The sequence below is a fragment of the Halomonas sp. H10-59 genome, assembly GCF_040070555.1.
Taxonomy (GTDB): Bacteria; Pseudomonadota; Gammaproteobacteria; order Pseudomonadales; family Halomonadaceae; genus Halomonas; species Halomonas litopenaei.
Window position 1 is genome coordinate 1,377,191 of record NZ_CP098828.1, and the last position, 16,896, is coordinate 1,394,086.

Genomic DNA, 16,896 nt, shown 5'->3' on the forward strand with positions numbered 1-16,896 from the left:
CTTTCCATATCGCTTCTTTTTTCGACGCTTTATCGCAGCAGCTTTGCCTGAAAAGTCGGTGAAGCAATGATGGGGTCGGAAAGCGTAGAAACTGGGCTAGGCTGTTGTCTTTTCTTGTGCGGAAGTTCACAGGTGAGGATGTTCTATGCCACTTTTTACGATCTCCGGGCTTGATTCGTCGGCCTCTGCCGAGCTCGCCGTCACCTCGCATGCGCTGGCGACCTACTCGCAGACAGACCGTGCGCTCGGGCTTCCCCTTGGACAGATGCTGGTGACCCTGGACAGCATCGCAGGATCGGGGACCTTTTCAGCCAATCAGGTCACCAGTGGCCTGCCGGGTGGTTGGCGAGAAGTCTCGGCCAGCGAACTGGGGTTGCCATCCTCTCTGGTGGACGTCGATGGCTACATCACGCTTCGGAGCCCCTTGCTCGGCAATGTCTCCCGTGGCCCCCAGCTCAAGGTCCTGGCCGAGCAAGACGCCCTGGGCAACATCAGCCGCGTCAGCGTGGCCTATGCCGGTACCAATGCCCCGGTAGATATCGCCGACTACTCCTTTCTGAATTCCGGTAAGGAGATCGCGAAGACCATGGCGCCCGTGCTGTCCGGGGTGGCGTCGTTCATGGACCAGCATGGACTTGAGGGTGATGACGCCATCATTACCGGCTACAGCCTGGGTGGGGCGCTGGCCAATATCCAGGCGCGCTTCTCGGATCAGTTGGCGGGTGGGTTCTTCGCTGACAGTCACTATCTTGGCCATGCGTCACCGCTGATCTTCGAAGCCGACAATGTGCTCAATATCGGTTTCGAGAACGACGTCATCCATCGTTTCGTCGGTGACCACGAGGATCTGAAGTCGGCGCTTGAGGGCTTCGATGGCTTTCTGGAGAACAGCGATGAGAACTACTCAAGCTCCGTGGACAATCTGGTGCTGTTCGATGCTGTCTACAGCAAGTCGCCCTGGCTGTTGGCCAGCGACAGCGGCCTGAATCCCTTCGCCTGGGGCGCGCATCTTGGTGGCATCACGTCGGACGCGGTCGCGCGCATTGTCTCCTCATCGTTTTATGAGCTGATGGGTCAGGACAGCGTAGTGGTGGTGTCCTCGCTTGGTGCCGCTGGGCGCGCGATATACTGGGTGGGCGATATCGACTCGCCGACATCCAATCACGCGGGCGAGCCGGCCTTTATTGTCGGCAGTGTCTTTGACGACCTGCTGCGTGACGGCGCGTCCGATGATTACATCGAAGGCTTTGCCGGAGACGACCAGATCCGGGTCTCGACCGGCACCAATCAGGTCGAAGGGGGGCAGGGCACCGACACCCTGTTATTCGAGGGAGAGGCGGACGACTACGAGGTCTACCGGCTGGATGATGGGCGGATTGGCGTGTCCGGCCATGATTCCCTGACCCTGGCGAGCGGCATCGAGCGCATCGAGTTCGAGTACGGCGGCGGCTTTCGCGGTGCCGGTCCCGGCCTACGCTACGTTATCGAAGACGATCGTCTGGAAGACGAGTTTCGATTCGATTGGTTCGATCGCGATATTGCCTTCGTCGATGCAGCTCAGGACGGCCAAGGCGCCGAGTGGTCGAGGGAAGAGGTCGCGCTTGCCGATGCCGGCGATAGCGTCTTCTCGGCCGCGGCCCGTGATGACGCCCTTCACCTTGGTGACCTGTTCGATGACGAGGCTTCCTTCAGCGCTGAATCATCTCGGGACTCGGGCGATGGTATCTTCGGCTGGCATGGTGGCGCCATGGCGCTGGCCGGACTCGAGGCTGCCGCCTCCTTTGTCGGATCGGCAGTGAGTGGGTATGTGGAACTGCCGGAGGCATGGCAGGCGATTTAAGATCTGCAACAGGGCGCGGCTGGGGCCTGAAAGCGATTCCTCTGACCGTCCGCGTCCGTTTTCAGGCCATGAAGACACATCGGCCTGCTCAACAGCCCCCACGGCAAGCCCCTTGCGGTAGTTGTCCGCCCCCTGCACGCCGATGGCCAGGCAACGGCGCTCGAACACCATCCCCAACCCGTGCACGCCCAATACCGCCCGGTCCCCCGGGCGTCGTTGTTTGTGGCTTCAACTTTAGATGCAACGCCAGGACATGTTCACCAGCGGGAGATGTCGTCGTGATGTCGATCGGCTGGGCACACCATCGTGATGCTGGCGCGCCTCGGGCGGTGAGTACCGTATCGGCTTCTCACTTAGTGGGTTTTGATATTTTCAAAACTTATATCTGGGTTGCGAATAACTGAATTGTACTGGTCTGTGGTCCCCATATTCTGAGGCATAACCAAGAAGGAGCCCCGCCAAGGGTCGATTCCCCTCGGTGCAGATTAAACAAATTTTATAAAGGGCCGATCCCCATGACCGCTATCGCTTCCCATCTCGTCGCTGGCCAGATCGGTGAACGTGCCTCTCCGGGCCATCAGCACGCCTGCCACCGTGCCTCCGGTGTGGCCAGTCGCCAGCTGACGCTGGCGCTCGATACAACAACACAGGAGACAAGTTGATGGCCAACACACCACTGGACGAACCAAAGAAAGGGCCTCTGGACGGCGTGACGGTACTGGACTTCTCGCGGGTGCTTGCAGGGCCCTACTGCACCATGGTCCTGGCGGACCTTGGCGCCCGCGTCATCAAGGTCGAGAAGATCGGCACCGGTGACGATACACGAGAGTTCGGCCCCTTTGTCGAAAACGAAAGTGCCTACTTCAGTTGCTTCAATAGAAACAAGGAAAGCATCGTACTGGACATCAAGTCGCCGCGTGATCGCGAGTTGCTGGAGCGCCTGCTGGACGAGGCCGATGTGCTGGTGGAGAACTTCAGACCCGGGGTCATGGAGCGTCTTGGCTATGGTCCGGAGCGCCTCGCCCAGACCCATCCTCACCTGATCTATTCCTCGATTTCAGGCTTCGGTCACACCGGCCCATTCAGCGAGTTGCCAGGCTACGACATGGTGGTGCAGGCCATGGGCGGCGTGATGAGTCTGACCGGTTGGCCGGACGGTGAACCGGCCCGAGTCGGTACCAGCTTTGGCGACCTGAGCGCGGCCCTGTTTGCGGCGGTGGGCATCATTGCTTCGCTGTACAGCCGAACCAAGGACGCCCAGGGGACCCGTGTCGATATCGGCATGCTGGACTGCCAGGCGGCGATGATGGAAACGGCGCTGGCACGCTACGACATCGAAGGCGTCGTGCCGAATAGAACCGGTGATTGCCACCCGTCGCTGGCGCCCTTCGAAAGCTTCAAGGCCGAGGATGGCAAGCTGGTCATCGCCGCCGGCAACGACACCCTGTTTCTGCTGATGGCCGATGCCATCGGCGCCTCGCGACTGGCCTTCGATCCCCGGTTCATCACCAATGATCTTCGCTGCCAGAATCGCCCGGCGCTGGTGGAGGAGATGGAACGCATCCTGACGACCAGGCCCGTGCAGCACTGGGTCGACCTGCTCAACGAGGAAGGCGTTCCCTGCTCGCCGATCAACACCATCGACAAACTGCTCGATCATCCCCAGTTGAAGGCGAGAAACATGATCGTCCAGGTCCAGGGAAGCGCCGGGAAGCCCTTCAGGACGGCGGGCAACCCGATAAAGATGACCGGCAGGGTGGACCTTGGCAGCGGCACACCTCTGGTGGCGCCAGGCCTGGGTCAACATCGACAGGCCATTCTCGATGAGTTGATGGCGCGTCACGGTTCCTATTGCCTGCCTTCCACGCCAGGGCAAGCCGGCAAGGCGCGGTCGGCCAAGGCCGGCGCGACATCTTCGGGGCAACGTCAAGGAGCCCAGAGCGATCAAGCAGCGATGGCCAGGCAAGAGTCGTGCAAGGCGAGTGGCAGCGCCGCCACCCGGATAAAGGGTGGCCAGTCGGCCTCCGACAAACAGGGTCAAGCACCCGCTCGAGATCTGGGCAAGCGGGTCGGAAAACCCTAGTCGTCAGACGCGTTTTTTCATCAGATGTACGCCGCTTGGCGATATCGGGTCGTGAATATCCGGTGTGGCGCGGCGCTGTCAGGTCGCATCACGACCAGGCGAGGTGGCGGCCGCAGTTGGGAGCGTATCAAACTGATACGCAGCTGGTTTACGGGTAACGTCAGGAGACAAGAGATGAACAAGAAGGTCGAAGAAAAAACACAGAATGTCGCCTCGGAGGCGTCGCTTGAGGCAGGTAACGGTGAGCCAGAGATGATCGTGGTGGAACGCCGCGAACGGGTCGGGCTGATCATCCTGAATCGCCCGAAAAGCTTGAACGCACTCAATCGCCAACTGGCGGAAGAAACGCTCGCGGTAATGCGCGAGCTGGACGCCGACCCCGGCATCGGTGCCATCGTGATTACCGGCAACCCGAGAGCCTTTGCGGCCGGCGCCGATATCGAGGAGATGGCCGAGAAGTCGTTCACCGATTTCTACATGGATGACTTCCTGGCCCCCTGGGACGAGGTGCGCCAGATTTCCAAGCCCATCATCGCTGCGGTGGCCGGCTTTGCGCTGGGCGGCGGCTGCGAGCTGGCCCTGCTGTGCGACATGATCATCGCCTCCGACGACGCCCAGTTCGGGCAACCCGAGATCAAGCTGGGGATCCTGCCCGGCATCGGCGGCTCCCAGCGTCTGGCACGTTCGGTCGGCAAGGCGATGGCGATGGACCTGGTGCTGACCGGTCGCAACATCGGCGCCCAGGAGGCCAAGGAGATCGGGCTGGTGGCGCGAGTCGTGCCGAAGGATGAGCTGATGCAGAATGCCCTCGAGGCGGCGCACACCATCGCAGGCTACAACGCGCCAGCCGTCAAGATGGCCAAGCGAGCGGTCAACGCGGCCTTCGAGACCCCGTTGGCGGAAGGCCTGCGCCAGGAGCGTCTGCTGTTCCAGGCGGCCTTTGCCACCGAGGGGCAGAAGGAAGGCATGAATGCCTTCGTCAAGAAGCGTGCGCCGGTCTTCCGCCATCGCTAGACGTCGGCCGAGCTCGCGACGAAAGACAACCAACAGCGTCGAATACAGAGCGTCAATCATTGACCGGGACAGGAGGGGTGGATGCCGTTTGTGACGATCAATCTAGTGAAAGGGAAGTCGAGAGACTACGTCAGGGCCGTGGCGGATCAGGTCAACGCCGCCGTCATCGATACCATGGGCTTCCCCGACGACGATCGCTACCAGGTGATCAATGAGTGCGAGCCGGAGAACCTGCAGTTGCAACGGCGTGATTCTGATCGCGTCATGATGCACCTGGTGATGCGAAGTGGCCGTCCGGACGCCGACAAGAAGGCGTTCTACGCCAGGGTCGTCGAGTCACTTGCCGAAAACCCCGGCATCCCCCCGCATAACGTCATGATCACCATCACCGAGAACCAGGACATCGACTGGTCATTCAGGGATGGTGTGGCGCAGTTCTGTGAAACCTGAAGACGGACGCGCCGAGACGACCATGGCCCGCGAATAGCGGGCCATTTTTTTAGGCGTAGAAAGCCAAGACGTGATGGCGGCGAAGGGGCGAGCCGCCCGGCATCGAGGTTGCCTGGCGAACAGGATGCGGGAGCCGAGGCTCTCAGTTTATGGGGCAGGCCTTGCCTTGGCCTGCCTGAGAATCGGGACAGAGGATTCACTGGTTATCGGGCGGTACGGCCTCGTTGAGCTGCTGGTGTCTTTGCCAGCGTTCGTGGGCCTCCTGTGAGTAGGTGCGCGAGGGGGTGCGTTCCATGCCTGCGCCAGCGGTACCCATACTGACCAGGCGCAGCAATGACGCCGTGGCCAGGATGACGATCAGCAGTGCCGGGAAGCCGCCCAGGTTGGACAGCATCTTGATGCCATCAACGCCGACGAAGCTGGTCATGATCCAGGCGACCGCACCGATGGTGCAGCCCCACAGGATCTTCAGCGGAAGACGGTAGCTGGCATTGTCATCGTTGCCATCGCCGGCGAGGGCGGCCTGGCTGTCGTTGCTGCATAGCTGGCTGATGGCCTCGGTGTTGGAATCTGCGGCGGTGACGTAGGAGAGAAAGGCAATTGTCAGAAAGGCGATGGCGCTGAGCCCACCCAGCGGCAGCTCGTCGAGGAGCGCGTAGACCATGGCCCCGGGACCGCTTTCCTGAAGCAGGGCATGCATGCTGCCGCCCGAGCTCAGATCCATGTGCAGGATGCTGCCGCTGGTGACAGAAACATAGGCAATGGCGAACAGTGCGGGGGCGACCAGGTTGATCAGCATGAATTGGCGCACCGTGTAGCCTCGCGAAATGCGACCGAGGAACAGCGCCGTGATGGGCGCCCACGCCATCCAGTTGGCCCAGTAGAAGATGCTCCAGTCCTTTGGCCAGGGGTCATCGGCCAGGGCGCCGGTAAACAGACTCTTTTCGATGAACTGGCCGAGATAGGCACCGCTGGACTCCACCCCGTAACCGAGGATGTCACGCGTCGGCCCGAACAGAAAGATGAAGGCCATGAAGGCGAAGAAGGCTCGAGCGTTGAGGGCTGACAGCATTGCGATACCGCGTTGCAGACCGCTGGCGGCGGAGGCTGTGAACACCGCCACGATCGCCAGGGTCACGATGCCCAGTGCCAGCGGCGCGGTTCCCGTGCCGAGGAAACGGTCGACACCACCGGCCAGGGTCATGGCGCCGGTGCCGAGTGACGACGCCATGCCACAGACCAGTGCAAACAGCGCCAGCGCATCCAGCAGGCGCCCGGGGCGACCAATAAGGCGATCGCCCAGGATAGGGGTGAACAGGGAACCCAGCGAGAAGGGCTTGCCCATGTTGTAGTGGGCGATGGCGAACATCACTGCCGGAACGGTATAGATGGCATAGGGCGTGAACGACCAGTGCAGGAACATGGTCGACAGCGAGAAGCGGGTCGCATCCAGGCTATTGGCGGTGATATCCAGCGACGCCGGAGGGTTATGCAGATGATAGAGCGGCTCGGCCGTCGACCAGAACATGATGCCTACCGCCACCGTGGTGCACAGGGTGATCGAGAACCAGCGCCACGGCGAGAGGATGGGAAGGGCGTTTTCGCCGCCGATCCGGGTTCGTCCCAGAGGGGACAGGAAGACGATCAGGCAAGTCATCACCATCACCAGTGAGGTAAGGGAGAACAGCCAGCCGACGTTGTCGAGAATGGCGCTGTTGAGGCCGCCGGTGACGTCCAGAAAACGCTCTAGATCGAGCATGCTGGCGGCGAGCGACAGAATCAGCAGGATGAAGGGGGGCCAGAAGACCAGAGGTCGCATCCGATGGAACATAGCGACTCCTTTTATTGTGGAGGCGAGGGCGAAGCCCTGGCAGGACGCCACGGGGCGTCCTGCCAGAGTCAGTGGAGCGGGGAAGCCAGGCGTCGACGCAGGACGGCGTGGTGCAAACTCGGCCGAGTTGGATCTGTGCCAGCCTTGTTGAACGACTGTGGGTCGAACTACTGGTAGGTGGCCTGGTCGGCACGGTTGGCGGCCAGGCGTTCTTCGTCCAGGTCAAGGCCGAGGCCGGGAGCCTCCGACAGCGTCAGCCATCCTTCCTTGTCTGCCAGTAGTGGGCTTGTCAGCGGGAAGTCGCGCTTTTCCGGTGTCCATTCCGGTGGGTCGAAGGGATACTCCAGATAGGGCGCGCCGGCCGGGCCGACAGCACCGGCGGTCAGGTGCAGGTTGGCAATGACGCCGATGCCGTTGCCCCAGGTATGTGGCGTGAACAGCTTGCCGGCGTCGACGATCTGACGGGCCAGGCGCGCCAACCCCAGCATGCCCACCGAGCAGACGGCGTCGGGCTGATAGACATCGAGGCATCCCTGACGCAGCATTTCAGTGAACTCGTAGGGTTCTCGTGTCATTTCGCCACCGGCGATGTGCAGCGAGGTCGCCTCGTTCAGTCTGGCCATACCCTCGTAGTCGCCGCGGTACAGAGGTTCCTCCATCCAGTAGACGCCCTGGTTCTCGAGCTCCCGGGCCACTTCCAGCGCCTGGGAAAACTGCCAGGGTGCCTTGACGTCCCAGGGCATGCGCCATCCCTGGTTGCAGTCGACCATCAGCTCCAGTGCATCGCCGACGGCACTGCGAACGGCGCCGAGCACGGCCAGATCCTCTTCCAGACGGGGACGCCCGAAGCGTAGCTTCAAGGCAGCAATGCCTGACGCCTTCACTTGTTCTGCCAGAGCGACCACCTCGTCGAGGGGACGATGGGTGCCGCTCGAGGCGTAGGCACGCAAACGGTTCGAGACACCGCCCATAAGGCGCCAGACCGGGGTCTCGAGGATCTTGCCGGCGAGGTCCCACAGGGCGACCTCCAGGGGCCAGCAGCGGCCAGCGTGGAAGCCGATGTTATCGATCACGCCAGCGTGGCGCTCCAGATCGAGTGGATCCTCGCCGATGAACAGATGACGAAAGTCATCGAAGCCGTACATCACATCCCCGGAGCCGATCCCTTCGCGTCCTTCGCTGTCGATCACCCGCACCAGGGTCGCCGGGAAACGACGGCGCGGTTGGCTGTCCCAGGCTGCGGGAAAGGGGGGATCAAGCTCGAACTGGTGATGGCTGATCTCGATGCGTGCAATTCGACACGCCTGGCCGGGGACGGTGAAGAGCGGGGTCTGCGTATCGTTGAGTCGCGGCGTCGTCATGCGAGTGCCTCCTGCGCTTCGGCGGACGAACCCTGCTGCAGACGCTGCCGGCGACGCTGGAAGCTGGTAACGGTGAGTTCCGCCAGGGTCTGCCAGTCATCACCTTCGGGTCGGCGTGCCGCGTTGTTGGCCATCGGTGCGTTGGCCTCGTCGCGCATCTCCTCGGCCAATCGCGAGGCGTCCATCTCGACGCCGGTAAACGGCGCGAGTGCCAGGTCGAAGGCACTGGCGTCGGCGAGTTCGCGGATCAGCGCCGGCAACTCCTCGGCACCGCTGCCAGGCAGCAGCGCATGGGCGCTGGGGGCGAAGATGGCTTCATGCCCGGTGACCGACCAGCCAAGCGTCGCCTCGACGGCGATCGCCACCGCCACTCCGTGGGGCAGATGGTAGAGGCTGCCCAGGGCATGACCGATGTTGTGGGCGATGCCGGTGCCGCCGTTGTCGATGGCCATGCCGGCGAGGCAGGCGGCTTCCTGAAGCTGTTGGCGAGCCTGGAGGTTGTGCGGGTCATGCACCGCCTCGGGCAACGAGGCACCAATCAGGCGAATGGCGGCCAGTGCCTGGCTTTCGATCAGCCGGTTGCGATTGCGGCCGGTGGTCGCCTCCAGGGCGTGGACGAAGGCGTCCAGGCCCGTCGCCGCGGTCAGCGGGGCAGGCAGCGAGCAAGTGAGTCGCGGGTCGAGCAGCACGGCATCGGGCAGCAGCTCGTCACCCCAGGCCCACATCTTGCGTCCGGTGTCGTCGGCCAGTATCGAGGTGCGGGTGACTTCACTCCCGGTTCCGGAGGTGGTGGGGACCATCACCGCCGGTGCCCTGCCACACCACGGGCTGCGGCCCAGCAGATACTGATCCATTTGTCCGGGGCTTCCCGCCAGAGCCGCCACCAGCTTGGCGATGTCCAGTGCGGTGCCGCCGCCGATGCCGATCACCAGCGGAGCGTCGAGCTCGCGGACCACCCGAGCCGCCTGGTCGACGGTCGCCACGGTAGGCTCGCCAGGAGGAGCTACGAAGCGGCTAAGCGCTGCATCCTGCTCCAGTTCGGCCACAAAGGGGGCGAGCACACCGCTGGCCTCGAGTCCGGCGTCGGTAATCAGCAGGTAGCGCTTGGCTGCGTGCTGTCGACGCAGCTCCGGGAGGCGAGATAGGCAGCCGGGGCCTGCGAAGACGGGAGCCTGGCGGCCGTTTGCGTAGTCCTGTCGCATGCTGGGCTCCTCAGATCTCGATCCAGGTGGTCTTGAGTTCGGTGTACTTGTCGAAGGCGTGAAGCGACTTGTCGCGGCCCTGTCCCGACTGCTTGAAGCCGCCGAAGGGCGCGTTGATGGAGGTGTGGTCATAGCAGTTGACCCACACGGTACCGGCGCGCAAGGCCTTGGCGGCGCGATGGCCGTCGCTCAATTTGTCGGTCCAGATAGCGGCGCCCAGACCGTAGTCGGTGTCATTGGCAATGGTGATGGCTTCATCGAGTGAATCCACGGTGAGCACCACCAGTACGGGACCAAAGATCTCCTCGCGGGCCACACGCATATCGTTGCTGACGTCATCCAGCACCGCCGGTGTCAGGTAGTAGCCGCCGCTGTCACGGTGAACCCGTTCACCACCGAAGCGTAGCCGCGCGCCTTCCCGCTGGCCCTCGGCCAGGTAGTGCTGGACCTTTTCCAGCTGGGGCTGCTCGATCATGGCGCCGATCTGATTGGCGGGGTCGAGGGGATCGCCGGGTGCCAGCTTGTCGGCCCAGCTTTCCAGTCGTTCCAGCAGGGCTTCCTTGACCTCGCGGTCGACGATCAGTCGCGTGCCGGCGTGGCAGGTCTGGCCCTGGTTGTACCAGACGCCGTAGGCGACATACATCGCGATCTTGTCCAGATCCTCGACGTCACGAGTGACGATATGTGGGCTCTTGCCGCCGCACTCCAGGCCGACTCGCTTCATGTTGGATTCCGCCGAGTAGGCCAGAAACCGCTTGCCGATCTCGGTGGATCCGGTGAAGCCAACCGCATCGACGTCCATGTGGCGCCCCAGGGCTTCACCGGCCTCGTGGCCGAGTCCGGTGACGACCTGGAAGGCACCGTCGGGAATACCCGCCTCGGCGGCCAGCGCTGCAACCTTCAACGTCGCCAGGCTGGACTGCTCGGCGGGCTTCAGGATCAGGGAATTGCCTGCACCCAGCGCCGGGCCGATCTTCCAGCCGGCGATGATCAAGGGGTAGTTCCAGGGCACTACCGCCGCGACCACGCCCACCGGCTCCCGGTCGATCATGCACACGCTGGAAGGTCCATTCGGGGCGGTCTCGCCGTAGAGCTTGTCGAGGGCCTCGGCGTAGTAGCGCAGACCACCGATCAGCCCAGGGATATCGACGCTGGTGGTCTGAGAGATGGGTTTGCCGGTCTCGAGGGTCTCGAGCAGTGCAATTTCGTCGGTGTGTTGCTCGATCAATTGCGCCCAGCGCAGCAGATAAGCCTTGCGCTCGGTGGGTGGCAGGTCGCGCCAGGTCCCCGCATTGAAGGTGTCACGGGCAATCGTGACGGCACGATCGACGTCTTCTGCCTGGCAGGCGGCGACGGCGACGAGGGATTCGCCGGTGGCGGGATTCTCGGCGGTGAAGGTCGCCCCACCGGCCGCGTCACAGAACTGACCGCCCAGGTAGGCCTGGTGCGGCAGGCTCAGGCTACTGGCCAGTTGCTGCCAGTCGGTCAATGAGCGCTCTGTCATCGTGTGAATCTCCCGAGGTCATGAACTGTAGTCGGCATCCTAGGCAGCAGCAGACGCTGCAACAAACGACCATTTTGCAGTCGCACCATTCGTAAAAGTCATGAAGATCGGGGTATTCTTCGATGTTTTGTGCAGAATTGATGATTCGTCACGAGTTTTTCTAAGGGGAGCCCATGCAGCGTTCACTACCACCACTCAACGCCCTCAAGGCCTTCGAGGCCGCCGCCCAGTGTCTGAGCTTTACCCAGGCAGCGACCCGCCTGTGTGTGACCCAGAGCGCCGTGAGCCGCCAGGTCAAGCTGCTCGAGGAGCAGCTCGGAGTGGCGCTGTTCGACCGAAGTGGCGGGCAATTGCGGTTGACCGCTGCAGGCAATCGGCTGCTGCCGGTACTCAGGCAGTCCTTTGATCGGATCGCCTGGACCGTCGGTGCGCTGGAGGACCAGCAGCAGTTATCCCACTTGAGGATCAATGTGCCGCCGACCTTTGCCAGTCGCTGGCTGGTGCCGCGGCTCGGTCGGCTGCACGCGCTGCACCCCTCGCTGGACCTGTCGATCACCACCCGATTCGAAGATGATCTGTTGAATCATGCCGAGATGGACGGCGTGATTCGCTTCGGCGCCGGCGAATGGCCGGAGCTCGACGCCGAGCTGCTGATGCAGGAATCCCATGTGGCGGTGTGTGCCCCGCAGTTGCTGGAGGGGCGGCGAGGGCGTGAGGTGGATCTGACTCGTCATACCCTGCTGCATGTACTTCGAGACGATGACCGTTTCCAGACCTGGCAGCACTGGCTGCGAGCGGCAGGCATCGAAGGCGTCGAGACAGATGGGGGGCTGGCCTTCGACGTCCTCGAGCTCGCCATCCAGGCGGCCATCAATGGCATCGGGGTGGCGGTGGCCGATCGCCACATGATCGGCCGTGAATTGATGCGCGGGGATCTGGTGCAACTGCTGGACGTCGAGGTCACCGGCCATCAGTCCTACTGGCTGGTGACGCGTCAAGAGCAGCAGGATTCCACCAACATGGCGCTGTTTCGTCGCTGGCTGCGCCAGGAGATCAGCGATCCACCTGCCTGAGTGTGGCGTCGATGCTCACTGGAAACGCGCCAATTCGCTTCAGCCGATCGTTGTGTCAGAGGTCAGCAGTTCACGGATCAGCATGATCAGATCGTCCCCTGCGGGGTGCTGGAAGCTTGGCGAACGATGGAGCTCGAGCTCGGCCGGTGGCAGCGGCGGGAGGCCATCGGTGTCGCCGAGTATGCGCCAATCATCGGGTAGGGTGCGGCGATCAGCGACGGTCACTGCGTCGCGCTGGTTCACCGCCATGCGCAGGCCGGTGGGGCTCTGGCTGGTGTAGTGCAGCGACCACTGGCGACCTTGGCGCGTCAGGCTGTCGAGGGCGCGTTGCCGGTAGGGGCAGTGGTCGGGGAACAGCGCCAGCGGTAGCGCCGCCTGAGGGTCGTGATCGAAGTCGCGATGGGCGGCCCACACCAGGGATTCGGCGGCCAGGATGTCCCCATTGCCATGATTGGCGTGACGCACCGTGAGCGCCAGGTCGAGTTCGCCGGCCTCGAGTGCCTCGATCAGCTCGCTCGACATGCGGCAGTGGATATGCGGGCGAATACGAGGATGGCGCTGAGCGAAGCGATCCAGCAGTCGCGGCAGCCAGATCTCGGCGTAGTTTTCAGGCAGTCCGAAACGAATCACCCCGTCGCGATCCCCATGACCGAGAGCGCTGATGGCTTCGCGCTGCAACTGCAGCAGGCGGCGCGCGTAGACCAGCAAGATCTCGCCATCCTCGGTCAGGCTGAGTTGACGGCTGGTGCGATATACCAGCGGACTGCCTACGCGCTCTTCCAGGGTGCGAATGCGCTGGCTGATGGTCGATTGCGTCTTGTGCAACTGCCGGGCGGCCGCCGTGAATCCCCCATTCTCGATCACCGCCACGAAGGCGCTGAGCAGTTCGGTGTCCAGGATCGGCAGGCTATGCCCATCGGTTTTGTCGATGGAATGCATCGGAACGAATCGTTTCCTCGATGATTGAAGTTTCCCCACTATGCCGCTGAACCCAAGACGAGACCAGCGTCGACTGGTCGTCCCTTCCCCGGCTCACCGAGGAGAACCCTGATGCTTACTGCACAGCAACTGGCCGATGCCGAACGCCATGACCTGACAGACCTGGTCGATAGCGAACGCTATCCTCTCGATCGTCCTGATGATCCTGTCCTGCTGTCGGCCATCGCCACGGCCCGCAAGGACCTTGATCGCGAGGGCTGTGCGGTGCTTCGCGGTTTCCTGCGCCAGGACCGACTGGCGCAGATGCGCGAGGAGTGCCACGAACTGGCGCAGAAGAGCTTCTACAACAGCCGTGAGGTGAACGCCTACTTTACCGCTGACGATCCCGAGTTGCCTGAGCAGGATCCTCGCCGGCTGTTCATGACCCGCACCAGCGGTTTCGTGACCCGCGACATGATCACGGCGGATCGCATCATGCAGCGCATGTACGTTTCGCCAGGCATGAAGTCGCTGGTCGCCCGCTGCCTTGGCGAGGACAAGGTGTATGAGTATGCCGATCCCTATGCCGGGCTGGTGCTCAACGTGCTGCCCGACGGCACCCAGCAGCCATGGCACTACGACACCAATGAATTCATCGTCACCATGATGACCCAGGCGCCAGAAGAAGGCGGCAGCTTCGAGTACTGCCCGGACATCCGTACGCCCCAGGAGGAGAACTACGAGGGAGTCGGCGCGGTGATTCGCGGCGAAACACGTGAAGGCGTGCGTCGCCTGGACCTGCAACCCGGTGATCTTCAGCTGTTCAAGGGGCGCTTCAGCCTGCATCGCGTGACTCGTGTGGAGGGTGACACGCCGCGACTGACGGCGATCTTTGCGTATTCCAAGACGCCTGGCGTGGTCGGTCGTCTCGAGCGCACCCGCCAGCTGTATGGCCGGGTGTCCGAGCTGCATATCCAGGCCGAACAGGATCGGGCCGAACGCGCCGATGGCCTGCTCGACTGAGCCCCTTCGCCATTCAATCCCAGGGAGCAACGCTGATGAATATGGATCTGGACGCAATGGGCATCCTGCCCCCGACCCATCGCCCCGAAGACTGTGAACCGACGCAGCAGGAGATCCCGCAGATCCTGCTTGACCGGCTTGCTCGCGTACGGGCTCAGCTCAAGTCGCGCGACATTGCAGCCGCGGTACTGTTTGACCCGGCCCATGTGCGCTATGCCACCGGTTCCAGAAACATGCAGGTCTACAGCTCGCGCAACCCGGCGCGCTATGCCTTCGTGCCCGCCGAGGGGCCGGTAGTGTTGTTCGAGTTTTCCGGGTGCGAGCATCTGGCCTCTCATCTGCCGACGATCGACGAGATCCGTCCGGCGAAGGCGATCTCGTACTACTTCAACGAGCGTAATACCCACGCGGTCACCGAGGCCTGGGCCGATGAAATCGACGACCTGATTCAGCGCCAGTGCGGCGGTGGCGGCAAGGTGGCACTGGAGAGCGCGACCTCCCAGGCGGCGTTTGCGCTTAAGGAGCGTGGTTACCGGGTGCTGGATGCCCAGGAGCCACTCGAGCAGGCCCGTGCCTACAAGGTGCCCAACGAGATCAAGATGATCCGCTCGTCGTTGCGCGCCGTGGAGGAGGGCGTGCGTCAACTTGAGGCCAGCATTCGGCCCGGCGTGACCGAGAACGAAGCCTGGTCGAAGCTGCACCAGCATATCGTCGCGACCGATGCGGATTTTATCGAGACGCGTCTGATGAACTCCGGGCCGAGAACCAACCCCTGGTTTCAGGAGTGTTCCGACCGCCGTATCCAGTCAGGAGAGCTGGTAGCGCTGGATACCGATGTGGTCGGACGCTACGGCTACTACGCCGACTTTTCGCGCACCTTCCTGTGCGGGCGTGATGCCCCATCTCAGACGCAGAAAGATCTGTATCGCATGGCGTACGACCAGATTCAGACCAACATGGCTAATCTCAAGCCTGGGGTGAGCTTTAAGGAATACGCCGAGCGTGCCTGGGAGATTCCTCCCGCCTACAAGTCTCGCCGCTACTTTGCCCTGGCTCACGGGGTCGGCATGAATGGCGAGTATCCCTACATCGTGCACCGCGAGGACATCGACGATAAGGGCTACGACGGCGTTATCGAACCCGGCATGACCCTGTGTGTCGAGAGCTTCATCGGTCATGAAGCTGGGGGCGAAGGGGTGAAGCTCGAAGAACAGCTATACGTCCGCGAAGACGGCCAGGTGGAGCTGCTGTCGGACTATCCATTCGATGCCCGTCTGCTGGGCTGACGATCCCCAGGATGCGCCACCGATCGTGGGTGGCGCATTCCGTTAACTCATGCAAGGTATGAGAAATGCGTCGGCTTGATCAGCATCGTCTCATGCTAGGCTTTTCCACTTGCCTTGCCGACAATCAGAAGAAGGAGTTTTCATGAAGAAATTTTCCGTAACTCTGCTGGCGCTGGGTGTCATGTCTGCTGGCAATGTGTCCGTTGCCGACGACAAGTCACTGACCATCGGCACCAACAATTGGGCCGAAAACATCGCCGTTGCCAACATGTGGAAGATTCTCCTCGAGGAGGAGCATGACTATGACATCGAGCTGTCGGATGTCGGCAAGAGTGTGCTCTACAGTGGTCTTGCCAGTGGCGACTTCGACCTTTCACTCGAGATCTGGTTGCCGACCACCGATGCGCCCTTTCTGGAACCATACCGCGATCGCATCGACGTCCACGATGTCTGGTATCGCGGGACTGGCCTGGGGCTGGTGGTCCCAAGCTACGCCGATATCGACAGCATTGCCGAGCTGAAGGAACAGGCTGAGCGTTACGAGTATCAGGGCGGCCCCTCAATTCTTGGCATCGATTCGGGGTCTGCCATTGCGGGCCTGACCGACGACGTGATCAGCGCCTATGATTTGCCCTTTGACCAGATCAATAGCTCTGGACCGGCGATGATGGCGGCGCTTGATGGTGCCTACAGCCGCGATGAGCCGATGGTGGTGACGCTGTGGAGTCCTCACTGGGCCTTCGCCGAGTACGACCTCAAGTACCTCGAGGATCCCAAGGGGATCTATGGTGACAACGAGGACATCTACTGGATGGCACGCCCCGGTCTGGACGAGGATGATCCCTGGCTGACATCGGTGCTCAATGCCTGGCATATGGACGATGATAGCCTTGGAACGCTGATGGCTCGGATAGAGGAAACAGGGGATCCCGAAGAGGGTGCCCGGGACTGGATCAACGACAATCGTGATCTGGTCGATAGCTGGTTCGACGACGCCTCCGGCTAGCCCATTGCCTTGAAGGGCCGTGCGCAACCGGCCGTACCCGAAGACGCGATGGGAGAAAAGGCGACGTCGCCGGCCCGCTTCGCTATCGTCGTCCCTGGGTGGTACGGCCATCTGTGGTCATGAAGTCGACCGACTTTTCTGTTTGAAGAACGTTTTCAAACGACCAGGGTTCCATCTCGTCACCATGACAATGGTGGAGGTGGAGCCCCACCAAGGAGGTGCCATTGAGGCTAGTGTGACGTCCCTACCGCTTGGCCAGTATTCCCCCTTCGTTTACGCCTGAGCTCTGCGCCAAAGCCCTTCAT

14 protein-coding genes are annotated in these 16,896 nt (G+C 62.3%); 9 read left to right on the forward strand and 5 right to left on the reverse strand.

The window, feature by feature from the left end; translation table 11 throughout:
- Positions 1-145 precede the first annotated feature (145 nt).
- From NFG57_RS06200 to NFG57_RS06220, 5 genes are all read left to right on the forward strand, one after another.
- Entirely contained in the window at positions 146-1,840 is a 1,695-nt protein-coding gene (locus NFG57_RS06200) for a hypothetical protein (RefSeq protein WP_348815662.1), read from the forward strand.
- 515 nt (positions 1,841-2,355) lie between these two features.
- A complete protein-coding gene (locus NFG57_RS06205) occupies positions 2,356-2,502 on the forward strand; it encodes a hypothetical protein (protein WP_156088600.1) in 147 nt (48 codons plus the stop codon).
- Positions 2,502-3,923, forward strand: a complete 1,422-nt coding sequence (locus NFG57_RS06210; RefSeq protein WP_348815663.1) for a CoA transferase — start codon at positions 2,502-2,504, stop codon at positions 3,921-3,923. Before NFG57_RS06205 ends, NFG57_RS06210 begins: the two co-directional genes overlap by 1 nt.
- Positions 3,924-4,175: 252 nt before the next feature.
- Positions 4,176-4,937, forward strand: a complete 762-nt coding sequence (locus tag NFG57_RS06215) for an enoyl-CoA hydratase-related protein (RefSeq protein WP_222569227.1) — start codon at positions 4,176-4,178, stop codon at positions 4,935-4,937.
- A gap of 81 nt (positions 4,938-5,018) precedes the next feature.
- Positions 5,019-5,387: a tautomerase family protein gene (locus tag NFG57_RS06220; RefSeq protein WP_045990948.1), complete on the forward strand. Its 369-nt coding sequence runs from the start codon at positions 5,019-5,021 to the stop codon at positions 5,385-5,387.
- A 196-nt stretch (positions 5,388-5,583) separates the two neighbouring features.
- Here the strand turns inward: NFG57_RS06220 and NFG57_RS06225 are convergent, their stop codons facing one another.
- The 4 genes from NFG57_RS06225 to NFG57_RS06240 form a co-directional block, all read right to left on the reverse strand.
- Positions 5,584-7,218 (reverse strand): BCCT family transporter, encoded by a 1,635-nt coding sequence (locus tag NFG57_RS06225; protein WP_348815665.1) that lies wholly within the window; start codon positions 7,216-7,218, stop codon positions 5,584-5,586.
- A 167-nt stretch (positions 7,219-7,385) separates the two neighbouring features.
- Positions 7,386-8,579: a mandelate racemase/muconate lactonizing enzyme family protein gene (locus NFG57_RS06230; RefSeq protein ID WP_348815666.1), complete on the reverse strand. Its 1,194-nt coding sequence runs from the start codon at positions 8,577-8,579 to the stop codon at positions 7,386-7,388.
- Positions 8,576-9,781 carry an iron-containing alcohol dehydrogenase gene (locus tag NFG57_RS06235; RefSeq protein WP_045990946.1) on the reverse strand — a complete coding sequence of 402 codons (1,206 nt, stop codon included), beginning with the start codon at positions 9,779-9,781 and terminating at the stop codon, positions 8,576-8,578. Before NFG57_RS06235 ends, NFG57_RS06230 begins: the two co-directional genes overlap by 4 nt.
- 10 nt (positions 9,782-9,791) lie before the next feature.
- Positions 9,792-11,285, reverse strand: a complete 1,494-nt coding sequence (locus NFG57_RS06240) for an aldehyde dehydrogenase (protein ID WP_045990945.1) — start codon at positions 11,283-11,285, stop codon at positions 9,792-9,794.
- 173 nt (positions 11,286-11,458) lie between these two features.
- Between NFG57_RS06240 and gcvA the strand changes: the two genes are divergently transcribed.
- Positions 11,459-12,358: a transcriptional regulator GcvA gene (gene gcvA, locus NFG57_RS06245; RefSeq protein WP_045990944.1), complete on the forward strand. Its 900-nt coding sequence runs from the start codon at positions 11,459-11,461 to the stop codon at positions 12,356-12,358.
- 39 nt (positions 12,359-12,397) lie between these two features.
- Here gcvA and NFG57_RS06250 read toward each other — a convergent pair whose 3' ends face one another.
- Positions 12,398-13,297, reverse strand: a complete 900-nt coding sequence (locus NFG57_RS06250; protein WP_348815668.1) for a LysR substrate-binding domain-containing protein — start codon at positions 13,295-13,297, stop codon at positions 12,398-12,400.
- 111 nt (positions 13,298-13,408) lie between these two features.
- Here NFG57_RS06250 and NFG57_RS06255 point away from each other — a divergent pair, with 111 nt between their 5' ends.
- The 3 genes from NFG57_RS06255 (at position 13,409) to NFG57_RS06265 (ending at position 16,591) form a co-directional block, all read left to right on the forward strand.
- Positions 13,409-14,299, forward strand: a complete 891-nt coding sequence (locus tag NFG57_RS06255; RefSeq protein ID WP_045990942.1) for a phytanoyl-CoA dioxygenase family protein — start codon at positions 13,409-13,411, stop codon at positions 14,297-14,299.
- 35 nt (positions 14,300-14,334) lie between these two features.
- On the forward strand, positions 14,335-15,585 hold the full coding sequence (locus tag NFG57_RS06260) for a Xaa-Pro peptidase family protein (RefSeq protein WP_348815670.1): 1,251 nt from the start codon (positions 14,335-14,337) through the stop codon (positions 15,583-15,585).
- A gap of 142 nt (positions 15,586-15,727) precedes the next feature.
- Entirely contained in the window at positions 15,728-16,591 is an 864-nt protein-coding gene (locus NFG57_RS06265; RefSeq protein WP_213228364.1) for a glycine betaine ABC transporter substrate-binding protein, read from the forward strand.
- The last annotated feature ends 305 nt before the right edge of the window (positions 16,592-16,896 follow it).

What these genes read in the sequence shown, in the direction of transcription:
- NFG57_RS06200 (WP_348815662.1), top strand. Translation starts at nt 146, where the DNA reads ATGCCACTTTTTACGATCTCCGGGCTTGATTCGTCGGCCTCTGCCGAG.
- NFG57_RS06205 (WP_156088600.1), top strand. Translation starts at nt 2,356, where the DNA reads ATGACCGCTATCGCTTCCCATCTCGTCGCTGGCCAGATCGGTGAACGT.
- NFG57_RS06210 (WP_348815663.1), top strand. Translation starts at nt 2,502, where the DNA reads ATGGCCAACACACCACTGGACGAACCAAAGAAAGGGCCTCTGGACGGC.
- NFG57_RS06215 (WP_222569227.1), top strand. Translation starts at nt 4,176, where the DNA reads ATGATCGTGGTGGAACGCCGCGAACGGGTCGGGCTGATCATCCTGAAT.
- NFG57_RS06220 (WP_045990948.1), top strand. Translation starts at nt 5,019, where the DNA reads ATGCCGTTTGTGACGATCAATCTAGTGAAAGGGAAGTCGAGAGACTAC.
- NFG57_RS06225 (WP_348815665.1), bottom strand. Translation starts at nt 7,218, where the DNA reads ATGTTCCATCGGATGCGACCTCTGGTCTTCTGGCCCCCCTTCATCCTG.
- NFG57_RS06230 (WP_348815666.1), bottom strand. Translation starts at nt 8,579, where the DNA reads ATGACGACGCCGCGACTCAACGATACGCAGACCCCGCTCTTCACCGTC.
- NFG57_RS06235 (WP_045990946.1), bottom strand. Translation starts at nt 9,781, where the DNA reads ATGCGACAGGACTACGCAAACGGCCGCCAGGCTCCCGTCTTCGCAGGC.
- NFG57_RS06240 (WP_045990945.1), bottom strand. Translation starts at nt 11,285, where the DNA reads ATGACAGAGCGCTCATTGACCGACTGGCAGCAACTGGCCAGTAGCCTG.
- gcvA (WP_045990944.1), top strand. Translation starts at nt 11,459, where the DNA reads ATGCAGCGTTCACTACCACCACTCAACGCCCTCAAGGCCTTCGAGGCC.
- NFG57_RS06250 (WP_348815668.1), bottom strand. Translation starts at nt 13,297, where the DNA reads ATGCATTCCATCGACAAAACCGATGGGCATAGCCTGCCGATCCTGGAC.
- NFG57_RS06255 (WP_045990942.1), top strand. Translation starts at nt 13,409, where the DNA reads ATGCTTACTGCACAGCAACTGGCCGATGCCGAACGCCATGACCTGACA.
- NFG57_RS06260 (WP_348815670.1), top strand. Translation starts at nt 14,335, where the DNA reads ATGAATATGGATCTGGACGCAATGGGCATCCTGCCCCCGACCCATCGC.
- NFG57_RS06265 (WP_213228364.1), top strand. Translation starts at nt 15,728, where the DNA reads ATGAAGAAATTTTCCGTAACTCTGCTGGCGCTGGGTGTCATGTCTGCT.